This window comes from Streptomyces sp. NPDC057694 (assembly GCF_042799415.1).
Lineage (GTDB): Bacteria > Actinomycetota > Actinomycetes > Streptomycetales > Streptomycetaceae > Streptomyces.
Map to the genome: position 1 here is coordinate 151,704 of NZ_JBHVIX010000012.1, position 21,356 is coordinate 173,059.

At 70.3% G+C, this 21,356-nt stretch carries 15 protein-coding genes; 4 read left to right on the forward strand and 11 right to left on the reverse strand.

Going from position 1 to position 21,356, the window contains the following annotated elements:
* Positions 1-66: 66 nt before the first annotated feature.
* On the reverse strand, positions 67-2,190 hold the full coding sequence (locus ACFVDP_RS25125; RefSeq protein WP_383493645.1) for a type IIA DNA topoisomerase subunit B: 2,124 nt from the start codon (positions 2,188-2,190) through the stop codon (positions 67-69).
* Positions 2,191-2,632: 442 nt separating this feature from the next.
* Here ACFVDP_RS25125 and ACFVDP_RS25130 point away from each other — a divergent pair, with 442 nt between their 5' ends.
* A complete protein-coding gene (locus ACFVDP_RS25130) occupies positions 2,633-2,863 on the forward strand; it encodes a hypothetical protein (protein ID WP_383493648.1) in 231 nt (76 codons plus the stop codon).
* A 114-nt stretch (positions 2,864-2,977) separates the two neighbouring features.
* Here ACFVDP_RS25130 and ACFVDP_RS25135 read toward each other — a convergent pair whose 3' ends face one another.
* From ACFVDP_RS25135 to ACFVDP_RS25165, 7 genes are all read right to left on the reverse strand, one after another.
* Positions 2,978-3,808, reverse strand: a complete 831-nt coding sequence (locus ACFVDP_RS25135) for a S1 family peptidase (protein ID WP_383493651.1) — start codon at positions 3,806-3,808, stop codon at positions 2,978-2,980.
* A 161-nt stretch (positions 3,809-3,969) separates the two neighbouring features.
* On the reverse strand, positions 3,970-5,505 hold the full coding sequence (locus ACFVDP_RS25140) for an RNA polymerase sigma factor (protein WP_383493654.1): 1,536 nt from the start codon (positions 5,503-5,505) through the stop codon (positions 3,970-3,972).
* Between the two features lie 431 nt (positions 5,506-5,936).
* On the reverse strand, positions 5,937-6,821 hold the full coding sequence (locus ACFVDP_RS25145; RefSeq protein ID WP_383493657.1) for a FadR/GntR family transcriptional regulator: 885 nt from the start codon (positions 6,819-6,821) through the stop codon (positions 5,937-5,939).
* A 163-nt stretch (positions 6,822-6,984) separates the two neighbouring features.
* Complete coding sequence (locus ACFVDP_RS25150) at positions 6,985-8,940, reverse strand: ATP-binding cassette domain-containing protein (RefSeq protein ID WP_383493660.1); 1,956 nt, start codon at positions 8,938-8,940, stop codon at positions 6,985-6,987.
* Between the two features lie 220 nt (positions 8,941-9,160).
* Positions 9,161-9,922 carry an NUDIX domain-containing protein gene (locus ACFVDP_RS25155; protein WP_383493663.1) on the reverse strand — a complete coding sequence of 254 codons (762 nt, stop codon included), beginning with the start codon at positions 9,920-9,922 and terminating at the stop codon, positions 9,161-9,163.
* Positions 9,923-10,027: 105 nt separating this feature from the next.
* Positions 10,028-12,151 (reverse strand): glycogen debranching N-terminal domain-containing protein, encoded by a 2,124-nt coding sequence (locus tag ACFVDP_RS25160; protein WP_383493666.1) that lies wholly within the window; start codon positions 12,149-12,151, stop codon positions 10,028-10,030.
* A 338-nt stretch (positions 12,152-12,489) separates the two neighbouring features.
* Positions 12,490-13,953, reverse strand: a complete 1,464-nt coding sequence (locus ACFVDP_RS25165) for a DUF4192 domain-containing protein (protein WP_383493669.1) — start codon at positions 13,951-13,953, stop codon at positions 12,490-12,492.
* A 133-nt stretch (positions 13,954-14,086) separates the two neighbouring features.
* On the opposite strand from ACFVDP_RS25165, the gene ACFVDP_RS25170 reads away from it, so the two are divergent.
* Both ACFVDP_RS25170 and ACFVDP_RS25175 read left to right on the forward strand, forming a co-directional pair.
* Complete coding sequence (locus tag ACFVDP_RS25170) at positions 14,087-16,249, forward strand: RecQ family ATP-dependent DNA helicase (protein WP_383493672.1); 2,163 nt, start codon at positions 14,087-14,089, stop codon at positions 16,247-16,249.
* 224 nt (positions 16,250-16,473) lie between these two features.
* Entirely contained in the window at positions 16,474-17,112 is a 639-nt protein-coding gene (locus ACFVDP_RS25175; protein ID WP_383493675.1) for a hypothetical protein, read from the forward strand.
* 82 nt (positions 17,113-17,194) lie between these two features.
* Here ACFVDP_RS25175 and ACFVDP_RS25180 read toward each other — a convergent pair whose 3' ends face one another.
* The 3 genes from ACFVDP_RS25180 to ACFVDP_RS25190 all read right to left on the reverse strand — a co-directional run bounded on the left by ACFVDP_RS25180 (position 17,195) and on the right by ACFVDP_RS25190 (position 19,275).
* A complete protein-coding gene (locus tag ACFVDP_RS25180) occupies positions 17,195-17,827 on the reverse strand; it encodes a hypothetical protein (protein ID WP_383493678.1) in 633 nt (210 codons plus the stop codon).
* A 68-nt stretch (positions 17,828-17,895) separates the two neighbouring features.
* Positions 17,896-18,597: a ribonuclease HII gene (locus ACFVDP_RS25185; RefSeq protein WP_383493681.1), complete on the reverse strand. Its 702-nt coding sequence runs from the start codon at positions 18,595-18,597 to the stop codon at positions 17,896-17,898.
* Between the two features lie 51 nt (positions 18,598-18,648).
* Positions 18,649-19,275 carry a TetR/AcrR family transcriptional regulator gene (locus tag ACFVDP_RS25190; RefSeq protein ID WP_383493684.1) on the reverse strand — a complete coding sequence of 209 codons (627 nt, stop codon included), beginning with the start codon at positions 19,273-19,275 and terminating at the stop codon, positions 18,649-18,651.
* 479 nt (positions 19,276-19,754) lie between these two features.
* Here ACFVDP_RS25190 and ACFVDP_RS25195 point away from each other — a divergent pair, with 479 nt between their 5' ends.
* Positions 19,755-21,272 carry an MFS transporter gene (locus tag ACFVDP_RS25195; RefSeq protein ID WP_383493926.1) on the forward strand — a complete coding sequence of 506 codons (1,518 nt, stop codon included), beginning with the start codon at positions 19,755-19,757 and terminating at the stop codon, positions 21,270-21,272.
* Positions 21,273-21,356: the final 84 nt, after the last annotated feature.

Genomic DNA, 21,356 nt, shown 5'->3' on the forward strand with positions numbered 1-21,356 from the left:
CCCACGGGTGGAGCCGCACCACGCGAAGGGGGCGCGCCGCACGGCGCGCCCCCGGTACCTCGCTGGTCAGGCGTCGATGCGCGAGCGGTCGAGGGTCGCGGCGGAGCTGCTGATGAACTCCTTGCGCGGCGCCACGTCGTTGCCCATCAGCAGATCGAAGACCTGCTCCGCGGCCTCCAGCTCGCCGATGTTGATCCGGCGCAGCGTGCGGTGACGCGGGTCCATCGTGGTCTCGGCCAGCTGGTCGGCGTCCATCTCGCCCAGGCCCTTGTAGCGCTGGATGGAGTCCTTGTACCGGACACCCTTGCGCTGGTAGTCGAGCAGCGTCTCGCGCAGCTCCCGGTCCGAGTACGTGTAGACGTACTTGTCCTGGCCCTTCTTCGGCTGGACCAGTTCGATGCGGTGCAGCGGCGGCACGGCGGCGAAGACGCGGCCGGCCTCGATCATCGGCCGCATGTAGCGCTGGAACAGCGTCAGCAGCAGCGTACGGATGTGGGCGCCGTCGACGTCGGCGTCGACGAGCAGGATGATCTTGCCGTAACGCGCCGCGTCGATGTCGAAGGTCCGGCCCGACCCGGCTCCTATGACCTGGATGATCGCGCCGCACTCGACGTTCTTCAGCATGTCCGAGACGGACGACTTCTGAACGTTGAGGATCTTGCCGCGGATCGGCAGCAGCGCCTGGAACTCGGAGTTCCGGGCGAGCTTGGCGGTGCCGAGCGCCGAGTCCCCCTCGACGATGAACAGCTCGCTGCGCTCCACGTCGTCGCTGCGGCAGTCCGCGAGCTTGGCGGGCAGCGACGACGACTCCAGGGCCGTCTTGCGGCGCTGCGCGTCCTTGTGCTGGCGGGCGGCGATACGGGTCCGGGCCGCGGCGACGGCCTTCTCCATCACGGAGCGGGCCTGGGCCTTGGCGTCGCGCTTGGTGGACGTCAGGAACGCCTTGAGTTCCTTGGCGATCACGTTGGCGACGATCCGGTTCGCCGCCGAGGTGCCGAGGACCTCCTTGGTCTGGCCCTCGAACTGCGGTTCCGCGAGTCGCACGGTGACGACCGCCGTGAGGCCCTCCAGGGCGTCGTCCTTGACGATGTCGTCCTCGGCCACGCGCAGCAGCTTCTGGGCCCGGAGCACCTCGTTCATCGTCTTCGTGAGCGAACGCTCGAAGCCGCTGACGTGGGTGCCGCCCTTGGGGGTGGCGATGATGTTCACGAACGACCTCAGGGTCGTGTCGTAACCCGTGCCCCAGCGCATCGCGACGTCGACGGCGAGCTCGCGCTGGACCTCGGTCGGCGTCATCTGACCGTGCTCGTCGAGCACGGGGACGGTCTCCTTGAAGGTGCCCTGGCCGGACAGGCGGAGGACGTCGCACACCGGCTTGTCCTGGGCCAGGTACTCGCAGAATTCACTGATGCCGCCGTCGAAGCGGAAGGACTCCTCGCCCTTGCTGCCGCCCTCACCGAGTCCGTACTCGTCGCGGACGACGATGGTCAGGCCCGGCACCAGGAAGGCCGTCTGGCGGGCGCGCTGGTGCAGCGTCTCCAGGGAGAGCTTGGCGTCCTTCAGGAAGATCTGCCGGTCGGCCCAGTAGCGCACGCGCGTGCCCTGGCGTGCCTTGGGGACCTTCTTGACCTTGCTCAGGCGTGCCGCGGAGTCGAACGGCGCGTCGGGGCCGGGCTTGGCGAAGGCGCCGGGGACGCCGCGCCGGAAGCTGATGGCGTGCGTGTGCCCGCCGCGGTCGACCTCGACGTCGAGACGCGCCGACAGCGCGTTCACCACCGAGGCGCCCACGCCGTGCAGACCGCCCGAGGCCGCGTAGGAGCCGCCACCGAACTTGCCGCCCGCGTGGAGCTTGGTCATGACGACCTCGACTCCGGAGAGGCCGGTCTTGGGCTCCACGTCCACCGGGATGCCGCGGCCGTTGTCCCGGACCTCGACCGAGCCGTCGTCGTGCAGGATCACTTCGATGTGGTCGCAGTAGGCACCGAGGGCCTCGTCGACTGAGTTGTCGATGATTTCCCAGAGGCAGTGCATGAGACCGCGGCTGTCGGTCGAGCCGATGTACATGCCCGGTCGCTTGCGTACGGCCTCGAGCCCCTCGAGGACGAGGAGGTGCCGCGCGGTGTAGTTGGAAGCGTCCCGGTCTGCTCCGGTCAGCAGCGCTGTGGACGGCACGGACGTTTCGGCGGTCACGCGGTTCGCTCCTCGCTGAATTTCAGATGGGGCCCTTGTGGGTACAGGGCCGGCGTCGGTCGACGCTCAGAGGGTACCGAGGCCTGGTAGAGCCGTTGTCACGCCACCCTCACCTTCAGCCCAGGCTAATCCAAGGTCGCATGCATGTTCGATCCCTCGATGGAGTGAAGCACACATCACGTTCCCTTCCAGGCATGAACCATTTAGGCTCCGGGCACGTCCTCATGAACAACCGGCAAGCCGGCCGGGGAGGACCGACCTGACAGAACGCGCGAACCCGTAAGACACGTAAGAGACGCAATACGGCACATTCGCCGCCACCCGGCAGCACCTGGCCGGCCTCGGAGAAAATTTTCGAGGAAAAGCCGCGAGCGGGAACGTTTTCGGCCTGGTTGGATGTTGACCCTGGTACGACAGCTCGTCGAGCTAGAGAAGAGGCGACGTGACTACTGTTCTGACCCCCGCGAGCCCGCTGACGGCCGCTGACCGCTGTGACCGTTGCGGCGCCCAGGCATATCTGCGCGTCGTCCTCATCAGCGGTGGTGAACTGCTCTTCTGCGCCCACCACGGTCGCAAGTTCGAGCCGGAACTCAAGAAGATCGCCGCTGAGATACAGGACGAGACGGAGCGACTCACCGCCGCTCCGGCAAGCGCCGACACCGAGGACCGCTGACGCCTCGCATCCACGACGAGCCAGCTCCGGCACCAGGCCGGTGATCGGGCGGCCACCCCTGCACCCAGGGGTGGCCGCCCGTCCTCATATCGGTACGCCGGTCCGTACGACGCGTCAGGAGTGCTTCCGCAGTACGCGCAGCACGTCCGAGACCCGCGTATAGACACCGGGGCTTCCGGCACGCCCGCAGCCACTGCCCCAGGACACGAGGCCGATCAGCTTCCCGCGGGCGACCAGCGGGCCGCCGCTGTCCCCCTGACAGGCGTCCTTGCCGCCGCGCGGCTCGCCCGCGCACAGCATCGAGGCGGGCAGATACGTCCCGTCCGCGCTGCCCGGGTACGCCTCCTGGCACACGCCGTCCGGCAGCACCTGGACCTGTGCCGCGTGCAGCGTGCGCGCGTAGTCACCCGCACCCGTCGTGTCGCCCCACCCGTAGACCTCGGCCTGTGTGCCGGGCTCGTAGGCGGGGTCACCCTCGTCCGCCATCGGGAGGACGTATCCCTCGGGCAGCGGTGTGGCCAGTGTGAGGACCGCCACATCGCCCGAGTTCGTGGAGCCGTCGTAGTCGGGATTGACCCACACGTCCCGGACACGAATCTCCGCGCCGTCGTCCGAGCGCAGATCGTCGCGCCCGGCGATCACCTTGAGATCGCGCACCTCACTGCGCGCCACTCCGAGCACGCCCTGGCTCATACAGTGCGCCGCGGTGAGAACTGTGGACCGCGCGACGACCACGCCGCCGCAGAACTGTCCCGCGCGCGTACCCCCGAACCGGTCACGACTGGAGAGGGCCACCGTCCACGGGCTGTCGGACACGCGAACCTGACGGCCGCCGATGATCCCGCTGTCGGCAGCCGCGGGCACCGCCGAGGACGCGGGCAGCACGGCCGCGGTGGCCAACACGCTCAGCGACGCGGTCAGCACTCTCGCGAAGTGACGACTCATTCGGTCTCCTCACTCTGGGTTGCATTGGCACACCCAGAGTGATCCACGCGAGGTTCGCACGCACTGCGAGGATCGGCCCAGAGCCGCGTACGCAGAAGGCCCGGCACTCTCCCTCGCGAGAGGAGTGCCGGGCCTTCTGGTGGCCGTACAGGCGCTTGTGACTAGTCGAGGTAGTCGCGCAGGACCTGCGAACGCGACGGGTGACGCAGCTTCGACATCGTCTTGGACTCGATCTGGCGGATGCGCTCACGCGTGACGCCGTAGACCTTGCCGATCTCGTCGAGGGTCTTCGGCTGACCGTCGGTGAGACCGAAACGCATGGAGACGACGCCCGCCTCACGCTCGGAGAGCGTGTCGAGCACGGAGTGCAGCTGCTCCTGGAGGAGCGTGAAGCTCACCGCGTCGGCCGGGACGACGGCCTCGGAGTCCTCGATGAGGTCACCGAACTCGCTGTCACCGTCCTCGCCCAGCGGGGTGTGCAGGGAGATGGGCTCGCGGCCGTACTTCTGGACCTCGATGACCTTCTCGGGGGTCATGTCGAGTTCCTTGGCCAGCTCCTCCGGGGTGGGCTCACGGCCCAGGTCCTGGAGCATCTGACGCTGCACACGCGCGAGCTTGTTGATGACCTCGACCATGTGCACCGGGATTCGGATGGTGCGGGCCTGGTCGGCCATGGCGCGGGTGATCGCCTGACGGATCCACCAGGTGGCGTACGTGGAGAACTTGTAGCCCTTGGTGTAGTCGAACTTCTCGACCGCGCGGATCAGACCGAGGTTGCCCTCCTGGATGAGGTCCAGGAAGAGCATGCCGCGGCCGGTGTAGCGCTTGGCCAGGGAGACCACCAGACGGAGGTTGGCCTCCAGGAGGTGGTTCTTGGCGCGGCGGCCGTCCTCGGCGATGATCTCCAGCTCGCGCTTGAGCTTGGGAGCGAGCTTGTCGGCGTTGGCCAGCTTGTCCTCGGCGAACAGACCGGCCTCGATGCGCTTGGCGAGCTCGACCTCCTGCTCGGCGTTGAGCAGCGGGACCTTACCGATCTGCTTCAGGTAGTCCTTGACCGGGTCGGCCGTGGCGCCGGCGGCGGCGACCTGCTGGGCAGGCGCGTCGTCCTCGTCGTCGTCCGACAGGACGAAGCCCTGGCCCTCGGGAGTCTCCTCGTCGCCGGACTTGGCGGCCGCGGGGGTCTCCTCGGTCGCCTCGTCCTCGAGAAGCTCGTCGTCCTTCTTGCCGCCCGTCTTCTTGGCGGCGGTCTTCTTGGCGACCGTCTTCTTCGCGGTGGCCTTCTTGGCCGTGGTCTTCTTCGCCGCGGCCTTCTTCGCGGGCGCGGCCTCCTCGGCGACGGCCTCGGTGGTCGTCGACTCGGTGGTGGTGGTCGCGGCGACCCTCTTGGCGGTGACCGTCTTGGCCGCGACAGTCTTGGTGGCGGTGCGCTTGACCGGACTCTTGGCTGCGACGCTCTTTCGGGGACGCTTGGGCTCAGCGGCACTGACCATCAGCGTCACACCCTCTTCCTCGAGGATCTGGTTGAGGCTGCGCAGAACGTTCTTCCACTGAGTGGCCGGAATCTGGTCGGCTTCGAACGCACGGCGTACGTCATCGCCGGCGATCTGGCCATCAGCCTTTCCCCGCTCAATGAGCGCCATGACAGAGACGGACTCGGCGATCTCCGGCGGGAGCGTACGGGATGTGCTGGCCGACACGAACAACCTCTCGGAACGTTGGAAAACGGCTTCCGGCCCCGTCCTGTGTGGACCGGAGCCGACGACCGCCGGCTTGGGGATGGGCCGACGGCGTGGGCGGGAACCGGGGAGATAGTCAGCGCCGCAAGCGGCTGCCGTATTCCCTCCTCGGCTGTCACCTCTTAGGTCATCGCGTTGCCCCGAGGAGCGTTACGCCCAATCTGCGTGGCCCGAGTCACACCCCGTAAGCGGTCAAAAACTGACGGATACGGGCAGATGCGGTCACCCCGCGAGCTTCCGCAGGCTCTCGACGAACACGGGCGACAAGCCCAGACGAATCCCCCAACGACCGAGTCGCCGGATCGAACCCACGTACACATGCTCGGGGCACGTGGTGGGACCGTCCGGCGACAGCTGGTCGCGACTCCCTCTCGCTGCGGCGCTCGGCTCGCTCAGTGCTCGCGCGGGGCCGGGACCACACGCTCTCCTTCGGGGTGGACGGTGAGCAGGTGGCGCATCGCGGTCTCGGCACCGGTGCCGTCCCCCGCGGCGAGCGCGTCGACGATGCGCGCGTGGTGGCCGATCGCCGTCTCGTTGGGGCGGTCGCAGCCGGTGACCGGGCCGCCGGAGACCTGGAGGGCCGCGGAGACGATGCCGGAGAGGTGCTCCAGCATCCGGTTGCCGGCGAGGTGGGTCAGCAGCGAGTGGAATTCGGCATCGGCACGGGAGAACGTGATCGCGTCCCCCTGACCCAGGGCGTGGCCCATGATCTCGACCATGTCGGCAAGGCGCTGCTGTACGTCCTCACGGCCATGACCGGCGGCGAGCCGTGCGGCGAGCGGTTCGATCGTCCAGCGCAGCTCGTTCAGCTCGCGCCGCTGATCGTCGCGCTGCGGGCCGAAGGCGCGCCATTCGATGATGTCGGGGTCCAACAGGTTCCAGTCGCTGACCGGACGCACGCGCGTGCCGACGTTCGGCCGGGCACTGACCAGCCCCTTGGCCTCAAGAACGCGAAGGGACTCGCGGACGACGGTGCGGGACACCTCAAAACGCTGGCCGATCTCCTCGGGCACCAGCGGGCGGTCGGCGCCCAGGTCACCGGAGACGATCATCTGCCCCAGCTGCTGGACGAGTTGACCGTGCAGACCGCGCCCCCGGTTGCCCGTGGTGCGCCGGCCGACCCGGCCGAGGTCGTGGTCCGCACTGTCCCAGGCGGAGGCGCCGACTCTGTCGGCGGCCGACTCCGCGAAGGGGTAGCGGTCGATTTCGCCCGGTCCTGCGAGGCCGGAGTCGGCGGAGCGGGCGGCGGTCATCATGGTGTGCGCAAGGGTACTCACGGAATCTGTTGTCGGCGCTGTTCCCAACTCCCTTGAGGTCTTTGGTGAAAAGCACACGAAAGGGTGATCGCCGCCCTCGCTGCAATTGACGCCTTATCGGAAAGAAATGGGCGTTTCACAAGGAGTTGCGAGCGAGGGGACTCCGGAAGGCGCAGGACGGTCGTCATCGCACCTTGGGGCGCAGCACTGTGAGCAGATATGCGCAGAGCAGCGCAGTGAGCGACAACATCAGCGCGCCACCCACGGGTTGGGTGATCATGCGCACGGCGGCCGCCACGAACCGCTCCGCGCCGAAGGGCCAGTGCAGCAGTGCGAGTTCCCGCAGCCGTCCCGGCAGCCCAGCCGCCGTTCGCACAGATGGACCCTCAAGGGCCTTTTGTACGAGTGGCACGATGACGATCGGAACCGCCACCACGGCGGCGAGACCGGCCGCCGTCGAGCGGAAGACCCCGGACGCCAGAACCCCCGCCCATGCGCACGCCACGACAAGGGCGATCCAACTCGCGCTCAGCGACAACCAGTCGGCGGGAACTTGTGTGAGTTCCCGTCCGTATACGAGGTGGAGCAGCGCGGCGTCGCAGCCGACGACGAGGACAGCCATGAGGACGGCCGTCGCCGCGCAGACGGTCAGCTTGGCCGCGAGAAGCCCCAGTCGGTGCGGGACGGTTCCACGGTCGGCGGCGAGGGCGGGGTGGCGGAACTCGTCCCCGAAGGCGAAGGCACCGAGCAGTCCCGCCCCCACCGCGGCGGGCGGCAGTGGCAGGGCCTGGGGCCATGCGGCGAGCAGCAGTGGCTGCGGGGTGTGCCCCACGCGGGCGAGCAGTACGGCAAGGAGCGCGGACACGGCGACGACGAGCGCCAGGGTGACGTACCCGGTGGCGATGCCGGTCGTCCGGCGCAGCTCGTAGCGCAGGGGGCGCAGGGGACTGCGTGCGGGACGGACCGTGATGGGAGGCGGCAGCGAGGGAAGGGCAACGGCGGACACTCGGGGGTGGCTCGCAGCGTCATTCGCCCGGCCGTCGCCCGTGATGGCCTTGGTGCTCCTGGACTGCGACGTCCGGTCGCCGAGCGGCACGAAGGTGCTGGTGGTTCCGGACGGTTCGCGCGACAGCTCGGATACGGGAGCGAGGGCGCGCGCGTCGGTGTGGGCGCGCGGACCGGAGGGGGCCGGTGCGGTCCGGCCCGCCGGATCGTCGCCAGCCGCCTCGGGCCCGGAGCCGGCGAGGGGGGACAGTGCCACCAAGGGGCCCGCGTCCCCGGTCTCGTCGGCGAGTTGATGGACGAGGATGCCGTGCCGGAACGCGGTCTCGCCCACGTCCGCGCAACTGCTGCCATAGACCGACAGCCGGTTGCCGTCCTCGGTGACGACCTCGACCGAGCGTTTCGCCGTGCGGGCCTCCTTGGCCAGCAGGACTCCGAGCCGCGCGGCGTGCGGGCTGCGGACGGCGACCCGGGGCCGCAGCCTGGTGCGTGCGAAGGCGGCGACCTCCTGGTCCGCAACCACTTTGCCGTCGTCGAGAGTGACGACCCGGTCGGCCGCCCGCGCCGCCTCCTTGGCGTCGTCGGTGGTGAACAGCACCGTGCCGCCGACGGTCGCGTGCGCCCGCAAGATCCCGTGCAGCCACTTGCTCTCGCGGCCCGACAGACCGTCCGCCGGGCCGTCGAGGACCAGCGTGTGCGGATCCGCGAGCAGCGCGCAGGCCAGGCCGAGCCGTCGGTCCATGCCGCGCGACAAGGTGCCGAGACGCAGATCGCGCAGGCTGACGAGCCCCACGACCTCCAGGACTTCGTCCGCGCGCTGGACAGGGACGCCGGCCGCGGAGCAGAGCATGCGCAATTGGCCGCGGACGGTACGGGCCGGATGCCCTGGCACATCGCCGAGGAGCACGCCCACTTCGCGTGCGGGGTGAGTGATGCGGTGCAGGGGACGATCCCTGAAGTAGGTGATACCGCGGCCCTGTTGGAGTTCGAGCATCAGCCGCACCACGGTCGTCTTGCCCGCTCCTCGGGCGCCGAGCAGTGCTGTCACTCGGCCCGTGGCGGCCTCGAAGGACACGTCGTCGACCGTGGGCGGACTCTCCTTGCGGGCGGTGCTGGTCAGTCCGATGGCCTGGATCATCGCTTCTCTCGCAGGATGGGCGACCGCTCGGCGGCCGGGGCCCGTCCGCCGCTTCCCTGGCAGGCGAACCCCGTGGGTACCACAGCAAGATAACGCGACATTTCTGTCATTTAGGGCAGGGTGGTGGCTCGGACGACCGAAAAAACGCCAGCCGGAATACAGCCCCCGGCACCGCGACTGGGGGCTCGCGCCGAACGAGGGCGCCGTGTCCGCGAGTTGGTCAGACCTCGGGCCGCAGCATCGGCGGATTGAGCAAGGTGGCGCCGCCCGCGCGGAAGAGCTGGGCGGGACGGCCTCCCTGGCGCGTCGTCGTACCGCCGGTGGGGACCAGGAAGCCGGGGGTCCCCGTGACCTTGCGGTGGAAGTTGCGCGGATCGAGCGCGACGCCCCACACCGCTTCGTAGACCCGGCGCAGCTCGCCGACGGTGAACTCCGGCGGGCAGAAGGCCGTGGCGAGCGAGGAGTACTCGATCTTCGAACGGGCCCGCTCCACCCCGTCGGCCAGGATCCGTGCATGGTCGAAGGCGAGCGGCTCGGCCTGCTCGCCCTCGCGCCCGTACCCACCGCGGTTCAGCAATGCCTCGACCGGCGCCCAGCGAGCGCTGTGCGCGTCCCCACCGGCCCGCGGGGCGGGCAGATCCGGCGCGAGCGCCAGGTGGGCGACGCTGACCACACGCATCCGCGGATCCCGCTTCGGATCGCCGTACGTGGCCAACTGCTCGAGATGCGCGCCATTGTCCTGCGCGGGCGCGTCCGGGTCGTGGGCGCACAGGCCCGTCTCCTCGGACAGCTCGCGCGCGGCCGCCGCGGTCAGGTCCTCGTCGTCCCGCACGAACCCACCGGGCAGGGCCCAGCGCCCCTGGAACGGTGACTCCCCGCGCCGCACCGCCAGCGCGCACAAGGCGTGACGGCGCACGGTCAGCACGACCAGATCGACGGTGACTGCGAAAGGCGGGAAGGCCGACGGGTCGTAGGGCGACATGGAACGATCATAGTCGTCTGCCTGACGATAAACACTCCCTTCGCCCGTCGTTCCCCACCGGATCGACGACCCGCGCCCGACTGCCGAGAGCCGCCCCCGAACCCGTCACACCCCCAACTGCAGACTGTCCGCCGCCTCCTCGACCATCCCGAGTCCCAGCCGGCTGACCCGCGCGGAGAACACGTGTCCACCGACGCTCAGCCCCGTCAGACCCAGCTCCCCCAGCGGGGCCCCGCGTACGGGCGACAGCGCCACCGTCCCGGCCGGCACGTCGGGACGGATACCGACGAGGGTGGCCAGCAGATGCACGCCCGCCGCCGCGGCGACGGCGGCCGGTCTGCAAGAGGCAGGGTGCGCCAGCGGGGCACCGCCCTCGACACGCTGCTCCCCCGCGTACATCTCGGGCAGCCGGAGAGCGAAGGCCTCCGCCGCGGCCAGGGTGCCGCGCAGCAAAGACGCCGCCTCCTTCTCGTATCCGGCCGTCGACAGGCCCGCGACGGCCACGGCGGTCTCGTGCACCCGTACCGCGCCGGTCCGGTGCCCGAACGGGTTGTACAGCGTCTCCTTGGCCTCCAGAGTGCGCAGCCCCCATCCCGAGTCGAGTCCGGGGCTGCCGAACAGCCGCGCCAGTTGCTCGGTCTGCACCTTGTCCAGAAGGCCCGGCGCGTAGGTACCGGCGCCGAGCAGTCCGGTGTCCAGCAGATGCGCGGCGCCGCTGCCCAGGTGCGGGATCGGGCGGCCGGAGGCGGTGCGGGCCGCCGCCGGCCGGCCGCCGCCCCGGTCGTCCACCCAGAAGTCCTCTCTGAATCGCCGTCTCAGCTCCTCCGCCCACTGCCGCAGCTCCACGGCTCCGGGGCTGCCGTACGCATCGAGCAGATCCGCGCCGATCAGCGCGGCACGGTGCGCGTGCGCCTGCGTCTCGCAGCGCAGCGGGCCGCCCGGGCCCGGGTCCGGCACGTAAGGCTCTTCCCGGGCGCTGGTGCGCAGCCACTGCAGGCACCGCTCTGCGGCGGGGAGCAGCTCGGCCGTCTCCTGCTCGGCAAGGCCCCAGCGTCTGGCCTCCGCCAGGAGCACCGGGAAGAGCAGGGTGGCCTCGATACCGGTGCAACTGGGTGGGACCAGGGGACCCGCGTGCCGCAGCGGTCCGGGAAGGCGGCCGAATTCCGCTCCCGGTCCGGTCAGCTGCGTACGGGCGAGCGCGCGCAGCGTGCCGGCGGCCAGACGGGTGCCCAGGGGGAGCGCCATTCTGGCGGCGGCCAGTGACTCCGCCGGGGCCGGACCGCAACGCCAGGGCGCCCCTGCCGCCAAGTGGACATCCGACGGATGCCCGGGGTCGCGCACCAGCAGCGCCTGGAGGTCATCGACGCAGGTCCGCAGCAGCGGCCCCACTCGTGGATCGTCGCCGTGCGCCTGGGCCATGGCGAACGGCCGGACCGTGCTGTGGCCTGCACCCCTGCCGCTGCCCGCGCCGTCCGCGCGAATCCGCAGTTCCACGGTGCGAGTACCGCCCGGCGGCAGTTCGAACTCCCAGCGGAGCAGACCTGCGGAGGCCAGTGCGTCCGTGGGTGCCGGGGACGCCGTGACCATGGCGTGGCCGGTGGGCGAGGACCAGCGCAGGCCGGCGTCGTGGACCATCGCGGGCAGTTCGCGCCCGGGCTGTCCTGCGGCCACCGCGCCGAGTTCCGCCAGGTCCGTGCCCAGCGCCACCTCCAAGGGAACCTTGAGGGGCCGCAGCGCCGAGCTGTGCAGAGAGATCCGCTCCGTGCCGTCGGCGTGCCGGATCCGCTGCACGACGATGTCCGGGTCGGGTCCGGCGTCGGGGGACGCGCGCACCACGGCTACGAAACGGGCACGGTCGGCGGAGACCATACGGGCCTGCACGGCCACCGGCTCACGTCCGAACACGCGGATCTGACAGCGGGACAGAAGTCGACGTCCCGCGCGGTAGAAGCCTTCCAGTCCCTGTGTGGTCAGCTGGCCCTGGTCCGAGGAGATCGCGAGACCGGGCAGGGAGACGCAGATCAACGAGCGGTGCGTGGGCGGCAGTTCGCAGCTGCGGCGCTGGGCGGCGACGGGGGCCGGAGACTGGGACCGTGCGAGTCTGTTCGGTGCCGCGTCCGGCCTGGTGTGTGCCGGTGACTGCGGCACTCCGCGCGGTTCGGCGAGGCGGTCCAGCCGGTCGTCGTCCTGTGCCTGGCCCGTGAACGGCCATGTCGCGTCGGACGTCATGGCCTCTCCCCTCCTGCTTCCGGCTCCTCTCGTGTCCACCGCTCGCTTCCCGCGAGATGTGCGGCAGCGTTCCCCGGACCGGTATCGGCCCGGGACATCGCTCGGAATATGGGGCTGCCACCGGGGGTGACGAGCCACGGCTCCAACTCCCGCATGGGGCGCCTCCTTTCGCGCGCGGTCGCGCGAGGCGCCGGCATGCTGCCGGGCGACGGAACCTGAAGAGGAGTGCGGTGCTGCCCGGCCGTCGCCACCGCTCCTCAGGTGAACGGACCGCCCCCGCCCCAAGTAACGCCACAGAGCCATGAACAACCGCCGCCTGACCCTGGTCGCAGTGCTCCTCATCCGTCGCCTCGGGACTGCGGACGCCCCGTGCGCCGCCGCGCCGGTCGTCGTGACGCCCGCGTCCCCGCCCGGGCAGGTCGGGTGCCCGCTCCCGGACGACGCTCTCCCCTGCGGCGCAGGGCGGCCGCCAGACCACGGGCCGCCCGGGAGATCCCCGGGTCCGCCGCACCGCCCGGCACCGCAACGGCCGAGCTCCTGACCTCCTCGCCTTCCGGATACTCGTGTGGCGTCGCGACCTCATCGGTCGCGCTCCCGGCGGCCCCGTCCTTCGCAGACACGTCGTCGACGGTCGCGTCGTCAGCGATCCCGTCGCCCACCACGGGCTCAGCCTCACGATCTGCCCGGATGCGGCGCAACGACCGCCTCACCGGCTCGGGGTCCACTCCCTCGGAACGAGCCTCGTTGAGCAGTCGGGCGAACTTGTAGTGCGGATCGACGCTGAGCGCCATCTCCAACGCCTGGTCCGCCTCGACGGTGTCGCCGAGCGACCAGGCCACCCAGCCCGCCAGAGTCAGCGGCGCTGCGGCGTGCTCGCCGTAGCCTCCGACGCACCTCCTGGCCAGGGCCCGCCACAGGCGCAGTGCCGCCGGAGCTTCCTCGCCTTCCATCCACTCGGCTGCTCGATCCCTGGTCAGCCTGTCCTGGAGCCCCAGGATCAGGACGGCGGCCTCGTCGTGGGCGAGGAGTTCGTCATCCCTGAGGTCCGCGTCCAGCGCGTCGTCGACGCCGGGCGCGTCCGCGAGTCGACGCAGGACGAGCCGGGCCAGGCCCAGGGTCTGCGTCTCCACCTCTTCTCGCGGGGCGCCGGCGAGGATCCGCGGCACGAGATCCATGGCCGCCGCGTCCAGGGCGCGGGTCTGCTCCGAGACGAGGGCTGTCTCCAGCGGCGCCAGTCGCGCCGTCAACTCGGCCACGGACTGCCGCACGTGAATGCCTGCGTAGGCGGCTGTCGCCGCCATCACCGACGTGCCGTCGGCAGCGATGGTGTTGCCTTCGGGCGGGCAGCAGTCGGGGCGTGGGCAGCAGTAGCTCCAGTACCGCCCGTCGGAGAGACACAGCGCCTCGGTCACCGGCACGTCCAGCACACCGCACTCGGTGCGCAGGAGCTGAGCGAGCGGTCGCAGCCGCTCCACGACCGGCGGCCCGGACACCGCGCTCCGGGCCGATCCGTCCTGGCAGAGGAACGCGACCACGCTGTCCGGCCGCCCGTCCCTGCGCTCGCACCCGCCGACCAGGCAGCGGGCCAGCTGCTGCGCGACAGAGGGCCAGTCCTCGGAACGCTCGGGGATTCCCAGCCGTACCCGCCCGCCGAATCGCCCTTTGTACAGGGCCACGAGAACGATGCTGTCGTCGGGCCGGAACCCGAGCAAGTACGGCAGCGCCTCCGCCAGTTCACCGGCGGTACGCAGAGTGATCTTGGCCGCGCCGGACGCTCCGACGGGCTCGATGTGATTCGTCATGCGACGACCATGCACCGGATCGCAAGATTCCGTTTTGCCCTGTGGATAACCTCGATCAGGGACACGACATGAGTTGTCCACAGCTCGGCGGGCTCATTCGCGCGATGTCAGTGCCATCGGGTTGCATGGGGGCATGAGCAACGAAGATCTGCGGACGGCGGCCGACACCGTGCTGGCCCGCCTCGTCGGAGACCCGAGCGGCAAGGCCCGGCTGCGCGAGGACCAGTGGCGTGCGATCGAGGCACTGGTCGCCGACCACAGACGCGCCCTGGTCGTGCAGCGCACCGGCTGGGGCAAGTCCGCGGTGTACTTCGTCGCGACGGCCCTGCTGCGCGAGCGGGGCAGCGGCCCGACGGTGATCGTCTCCCCGCTCCTCGCCCTGATGCGCAACCAGGTGGAAGCCGCCGAGCGGGCCGGCATCCGCGCCCGGACGATCAACTCGTCCAATACGGAGGAGTGGGATTCCGTGCGGGTCGAGGTCGCGGCGGGCGACGTGGACGTGCTCCTGGTCAGCCCGGAGCGGTTGAACAACCCGGACTTCCGGGACAACGTGCTGCCTCAGCTGGCCGCGGCCACCGGTCTCCTGGTCGTCGACGAGGCGCACTGCATCTCCGACTGGGGACACGACTTCCGCCCCGACTACCGGCGGCTGCGCACGATGCTCGCCGACCTGCCGCAGGGCGTTCCCGTGCTGGCGACGACCGCGACGGCCAACGCGCGGGTGACGGCCGACGTCGCCGACCAGCTCGGCACGGGCGGCGGCTCGGACGCCCTCGTACTGCGCGGTCCGCTCGACCGCGAGAGCCTCAGCCTGGGAGTGCTGCAGCTCCCCGACGCCGCGCACCGGCTGGCCTGGCTCGCCGACCATCTGAACGAACTGCCGGGCTCCGGGATCATCTACACCCTCACGGTCGCCGCCGCCGAGGAGGTCACCGCGTATCTGCGTCAGTGCGGGCACGTCGTGACCTCCTACACGGGAAAGACCGAGAACGCGGACCGGCAACAGGCGGAGGAGGACCTGCTGGCGAACAGGGTGAAGGCGCTGGTCGCGACCTCCGCGCTCGGCATGGGATTCGACAAGCCGGACCTCGGCTTCGTCGTCCACCTCGGTTCCCCGTCATCGCCCATCGCGTACTACCAGCAGGTGGGACGTGCCGGCCGCGGGGTCGAGCATGCGGAGGTGCTGCTGCTGCCCGGCAAGGAGGACGAAGCGATCTGGCGCTACTTCGCCTCCCTCGCCTTCCCGCCGGAGGAGCAGGTGCGCCGCACGCTGGACGTGCTGGCACAGTCCGACCGACCGCTCTCGCTGCCCGCTCTCGAACCCCTGGTGGAACTGCGCCGCTCACGCCTGGAGACCATGCTCAAGGTCCTGGACGTGGATGGGGCCGTGCACCGCGTGAAGGGTGGCTGGATCGCCACGGGACAGCCCTGGGCGTACGACACAGAGCGCTACGCGTGGGTCGCCAAGCAGCGTGAGGCCGAACAGCAGGCGATGCGCGAGTACGCGACGGCGACCGGCTGCCGGATGGAGTTTCTGCGCCTGCAGCTCGACGACGAGGCGGCGACGCCGTGCGGCCGCTGTGACAACTGCGCGGGGCCACGGTTCGACGCTTCGGTCTCCTCGGCGGCGCTGGACTCGGCACGCGGTGAGCTCGGGCGCCCCGGCGTGGAGGTGGAGCCTCGCAAGATGTGGCCCACGGGCCTCGCCGCGGTGGGCATCGACCTCAAGGGACGTATCCCCGCGGGCGAACAGGCGGGGCCGGGGCGGGCTCTCGGCCGTCTCTCGGACATCGGCTGGGGCAACCGGCTGCGCCCCATGCTCACGCCACAGGCACCGGACGGACCGGTGCCCGACGACGTGGCGCGGGCCGTCGTGGAGGTGCTGGCCGACTGGGCCAAGGGCCCCGGCGGCTGGGCAACCGGCGCCTCGGACGCACCACCGCGCCCGGTGGGAGTCGTCACCATGGCCTCGCACACCCGGCCGCAGCTCATCGACTCCCTCGGCGCGGGCATCTCCCAGGTCGGCCGGATGCCTCTGCTGGGGCGGGTCGAGTACGCGCCGGACAGCGACACCGCGCACATCCCCCGGAGCAACAGCGCCCAGCGGCTGCGCGCCCTCGACGGCACCTTGACGCTGTCGCCCGAGCTGGCGGAGGTACTCGCACAGGTGGGCGGTCCGGTGCTGCTCGTCGACGACTTCATGGAGACCGGCTGGACGCTGGCGATGGCCGCGCGGCTGCTGCGCCGGGCCGGCGCGCAGGGAGTGTTGCCGCTGGTCCTCGCGGTACAGGGCTGACACAGGCATCCATGGCGCAGCCTTTGGGCAGGGATATTGGCGACGCATCGCCAAATACCGGTCCCCAGCCCCAATTGCTCGTTGCCGTGCGCCAGTACGACGGGAAGAATTGGAGCTGCTCCCCGCGCGGCTCCCCCGTGGCCCGGATAGAGCTGTGCCGCGGTGCGCTCCCCCAGTCCGATCCCGCCTGCCCTCAAGGGTGGCGTGTAGCCGAAGGGAGGACCGTGACCTTCGGATTCGCTCCGTCCTCGGCGTCATCGATGACCGCGTCCTCGATGCGCGCCGAGAGGTCCGCAGATTCCGCCAACCGACCGACCAGGCTGCTGGAACCCGCGGAGTGGGCGGCGGCCGGAATCCCCCTGCTGCGCAATCCGCGCGAGGTTGTCAGCGGACTGCACACCCGCCACCGACCCATCCCGCGCACCGCTGTAGTGGCGGTGCTCGATCCGGAAGAACGGCTGCGTGCCAGCGCGTCGTTCACCCGCCGTGAGGACGGCACCGACGGCTGGACGTTCCGCAACGCCCTGCTGTCACAGCTGCGCCGGGTCATCCCGCACGACCTGCGCCGCCGCACCCCGGTCCGCACTGCCGTCCTGCTCTACTGCCGTGAGGGGGACATCCAGTGGACGGAGGAGGACGGTGCGTGGATGTGGGGGCTGCGCGATGCCTGCACGCTGCACGGCCTGCGCTGTGGGGCGTACATCACGATGACGCGTGACGGCTGGCAGGTGCTCGGCGAGGGCCGAGGCGGCCGCCGACCCAGCGTCGGATCAGTGGCCGAGGTGCTCGGCGGCGGCGAGCAGTCGGCGCCGCGCACCGGCGGCGCCGCGACGGAGATGCTCCGCCGCGCCGCGGCGCGCTAGAACAGCGCGGCCGAGGCCGCGCGTCGGCCTGCCGGGCTCCCCGGTCACCGTCGACCGGTGCGGGCAGCCGGCAAGCCGCGCGTCAGACCCCGGCGCCGAGCAGCGAGTTGACGCGCTGCGGGTCGCCGCAGACGACCAGCAGGGCACCGGCCTTGCCGAGCGCGAGCGGCAGCGCCTTCGCGGCCTTCTCGTCGGCGTCGCCGTTCAGGGCGACGACGACCACCGGGCGCGCCGTGGCACGGCCCAGGGCAGCGGCATCGGCGTAGAAGACGTCGTCTCCGGCGTCGTGCTGTGCCCAGTAGGCGGCCTCGCCGAACGACAGCTCGTGCGCGGCCCACGGGTGCGGGTCACCAGTGGTGATCACCAGCACCTCGCCCGGCGCGCGACCGGTGTCGAGCAGCAGGTCGACGGCTTCCTCAGCGGCGTCCAGCGCACCCTCGGCCGAAGCCGGAATGAGCTGGACCTGCGGCTGGGCGGCCGAAGTCGAAGGAGTGGCAGGGGCGTTCGGCCCCGGCGTGGGGGGCCCGGCCGGCTCACGCGGCGTGCGCTGCGCGGGCGGTGCGGGCCTTGCGGGACCCGGACGACCGGGTCGCGACGACGCCGCGGGACGCGGGCCGGGAACAGGACGGGGGGTCGGCGCGGTGCGGCTGCTGGCCGTGGCGCGGGGACCCTGGGCGCTCTCGTGAATCTGAGGCTCCTCGGGAATGAGAGGCATGGGTTGATATCTATCAAACGCAGGTGTGGTTCGCGCCAGCGGGTGGCACATCAGTGCGAACGCAAGAGTCAGAAGTCGAAGCCGAGCTGGCCTTCGATCTCTGGAGCGCTTGCTTCCGCCCAGCTGCGGGCCTTCTTGAGGTGCCGCCACTGGGGCAGCGCATCAAGATACGCCCACGAAAGCCGGTGGTACGGGGTGGGGCCCCGCTCCTCCAGCGCGGCGCGATGCACCGGCGACGGGTATCCGGCGTTGGCCGCAAACCCGAAGTCTGCATGGTCGAGACCCAGTTCGGCCATCATTTTGTCGCGACGGACCTTGGCGATCACCGACGCCGCGGCGACGGCGATGCAGGAACGGTCACCCTTGATCACCGTACGAACCTGCCAAGGAGCACCCAGGTAGTCGTGCTTCCCGTCGAGGATGACGGCGTCGGGCCGCACCGGCAGGCTCTCGAGCGCGCGCACGGCAGCGAGGCGGAGAGCCGCGGTCATTCCGAGATCGTCGATCTCGTCGTGGGACGCGTGCCCCAGGGCGTGCGCGGTCACCCAGCCCTCCAGCTGGTCCGCGAGCACCTCACGGCGCTTGGGACTGATCAGCTTGGAGTCGGTGAGACCTTCGGGTGGACGGCGCAGCCCCGTGACGGCGGCACAGACAGTGACCGGTCCGGCCCAGGCACCGCGGCCGACCTCGTCGACACCGGCAATGATCTTGGCACCGGTGGTGGCGCGCAATGAGCGCTCGACGGTGTGGGTGGGGGCTTCGTACGGCATGGCGCCAGACAGCGTACGCCGCCGATCCCCCAGCGCGACACCCGGCTCGCCTCAGTCCGCGTGCCTCAGCAACAGGGGGACCATGACCTCGTCGATCAGCTCCACCAGATCCTGGTCCCGCCATTCGCTTCCGCACACCTTCGAGCGGTACATCATCATCGCCGGGATGACATCGCACACGGAAGCACCCGTGGCCTCCTGACGCACCTCCCCGCGTGTAATTCCGCGGCTGACCACTTCCTTGATCAGTTCCACGCCGGGCTCGATCACCCCTTGGATGATCACGCCATGGAAGCGTTCCGCAGTGAGGGTGTCGCATTCGTGAATGACGGAAAGGAGTGCGGAGCCGGGGCGCGAGAACATGGCGTCGCGCATCTGCCGGCACAGCTCCAGCAGGTCCTCGCGCACACTGCCGAGATCGGGCACGGAGTCCACCTGCGGGAGCCCGGCCTGGAGGGCGTCGATCACGAGGTCCTCCTTGGAGGGCCAGCGCCGGTAGACGGCGGCCTTGCCGGTCTGCGCGCCGGCGGCGACGCCCTCCATGGTGAGCCCGTTCCAGCCGACCGTGCTGAGCTGGTCGAGCGTGGCTTCGAGGATGGCCCGTTCCAGCACAGGGCCACGCCTGCGCAGGGAGGCGGCCGGCCGAGCGGGGGCGGCCGTCCAGCGCGAAGTAACCATCGTCTTCTCTCCGTTGAGCGGTTCGGGAGCGGTCCGGACGCGGTGTGGCGAGTTCGGCGGACGGGCACGCCCGACGAAGGGGACCCACCACTGTCGAGGCGAAGCGGACGGGGACGTTCAGCAGCGCCCTCATGGGGGATCCATGGTGACAGCCTCTCCGTCGGCGCGAGATCAACGGGCCCGACCGGGGCCCGCTCTCAACCAGGATGTCAGGCGGGGAAGCTTCTTTCGACGGCCCGGACACCGAAATCGCCCAGGCCGCGCACCGGGGGCCAGAACAAGCGGCGCAGGACGACCCCGCACGGAGCATTCACCTGAACTCTCAACCCCGGACCACTCCATGGGGTCAACTCCCTTAGAGAACGCTTGCGTTCACCAAGAGCGGCTCGCTATGGTCTCGATTAGTGAACGCATACGTTCACTACTTCGCTTCTGGGGGACATCCTGTGACGCACGATCAAATCCAGACGCACGACCCCATGCCCACCCGGCCAAAACCGGCCGCACGCTCACCACGACCCGGCATCGCCCTCGCCGTGATCGCCGCCTGCCAGCTGATGGTCGTTCTCGACGCGACCATCGTGAACATCGCGCTGCCGCACATCCAGACAGCACTCAACTTCTCGACCACGAACCTGACGTGGGTGGTCAGCGCCTACACCCTCACCTTCGGCGGACTGCTGCTGCTGGGCGGCCGGGCCGGGGACATTCTGGGGCGCCGCCGGGTCTTCATCACCGGCATCCTGCTCTTCACCTTCGCCTCACTGCTCGGCGGGCTGGCCCAGGAACCCTGGCAGTTGCTCGCCGCGCGCGTACTCCAAGGCGTCGGCGGCGCGATCGCGTCACCGACCTCGCTCGCCCTCATCACCACGACGTTCCCCGAAGGCCCCGAGCGCAACAGGGCGTTCGGTATATTCGCCGCCGTCTCCGCAGGCGGTGGTGCCGTGGGCCTGCTGGCCGGCGGTGTCCTCACGGACTGGCTGGACTGGCGCTGGGTGCTGTTCGTGAACGTGCCGATCGGCATCCTCATCGCCGCGCTCGCCCCGCGCTACATCAAGGAGTCCGAGCGCCATCCCGGCCGCTTCGACCTCACCGGCGCGTTCACCTCGACTCTCGGCATGGTCGCGCTCGTCTACGCCTTCATCAGGGCCGCGTCCGACGGCTGGCGCGACGGACTCACCATGGGCGCGTTCGGGGCGGCCGCGGTGTTCCTCGCCGCCTTCATCCTCATCGAGTCCCGCGCCAAAGAGCCGATCACTCCGCTGCGGATGTTCGCCGACCGCAACCGCTCCGGCACGTACGTGATCATGATCAGCCTCGCCGCCGCGATGTTCGGCATGTTCTTCTACATCGTGCTCTTCGTGCAGAACGTGCTGGGGTACTCCCCGATCCGCGCCGGTCTGGCCTTCCTGCCGGTCACCGTCGTGATCGCCCTCGGAGCGGGGATATCCCAGCGGCTGCTGCCGACGCTCGGCCCCAAGCCGTTCCTGATCACCGGCGCCACCCTGGTCACCATCGGTCTGGCTTGGCAGTCGATGATCGACCCCGGCAGTTCGTACGTGGGCGGTGTGCTCGGGCCGATGCTGGTCTTCGGCTTCGGCATGGGGCTCAACTTCGTCACCGTCACGGTCACGGCCGTCTCCGGAGTGGCGCCGCACGAAGCGGGCGCGGCCTCCGCCCTGCTCAACACGACGCAACAGGTCGGCGGCTCTCTCGGGCTGTCCATCCTGACCACGGTCTTCGGCACCGCCAGTCGCAACGAGGGGACCAAGCAGGTCACGTCGTTCATGTCCCAGGCGAGCCCGGAGCAGAAGGCCGCGTTCGCCAAGACGCATCAGTTGCCGGCTCCGTGGAGCCACGAGGTGCTCGCCCACGGAATATCGACGGCGTTCATCCCCGCGGCCGCCATGGGTGTACTCGCCCTCGTCGTCGCCACGGTCGTCATCCGCGTACGCAAGAGCGACATGGAATCGCTCAGCGGCGCCCCGGCCCTCTAGCCGAAGGCACGTCCCCCGGACACGGCGTCCAGGTCCGGCCCGCTCCTGTCACCAGGGACGGGCCGGGCAGTGGCGACTGTCGAG

Excerpts from the sequence above, each read along its gene's own strand:
- ACFVDP_RS25135 (WP_383493651.1), bottom strand. The coding sequence starts at position 3,808 with ATGAGTCGTCACTTCGCGAGAGTGCTGACCGCGTCGCTGAGCGTGTTG.
- ACFVDP_RS25150 (WP_383493660.1), bottom strand. The coding sequence starts at position 8,940 with ATGATCCAGGCCATCGGACTGACCAGCACCGCCCGCAAGGAGAGTCCG.
- ACFVDP_RS25155 (WP_383493663.1), bottom strand. The coding sequence starts at position 9,922 with ATGTCGCCCTACGACCCGTCGGCCTTCCCGCCTTTCGCAGTCACCGTC.
- ACFVDP_RS25160 (WP_383493666.1), bottom strand. The coding sequence starts at position 12,151 with ATGACGTCCGACGCGACATGGCCGTTCACGGGCCAGGCACAGGACGAC.
- ACFVDP_RS25165 (WP_383493669.1), bottom strand. The coding sequence starts at position 13,953 with ATGACGAATCACATCGAGCCCGTCGGAGCGTCCGGCGCGGCCAAGATC.
- ACFVDP_RS25170 (WP_383493672.1), top strand. The coding sequence starts at position 14,087 with ATGAGCAACGAAGATCTGCGGACGGCGGCCGACACCGTGCTGGCCCGC.
- ACFVDP_RS25180 (WP_383493678.1), bottom strand. The coding sequence starts at position 17,827 with ATGCCTCTCATTCCCGAGGAGCCTCAGATTCACGAGAGCGCCCAGGGT.
- ACFVDP_RS25185 (WP_383493681.1), bottom strand. The coding sequence starts at position 18,597 with ATGCCGTACGAAGCCCCCACCCACACCGTCGAGCGCTCATTGCGCGCC.
- ACFVDP_RS25190 (WP_383493684.1), bottom strand. The coding sequence starts at position 19,275 with ATGGTTACTTCGCGCTGGACGGCCGCCCCCGCTCGGCCGGCCGCCTCC.
- ACFVDP_RS25195 (WP_383493926.1), top strand. The coding sequence starts at position 19,755 with ATGCCCACCCGGCCAAAACCGGCCGCACGCTCACCACGACCCGGCATC.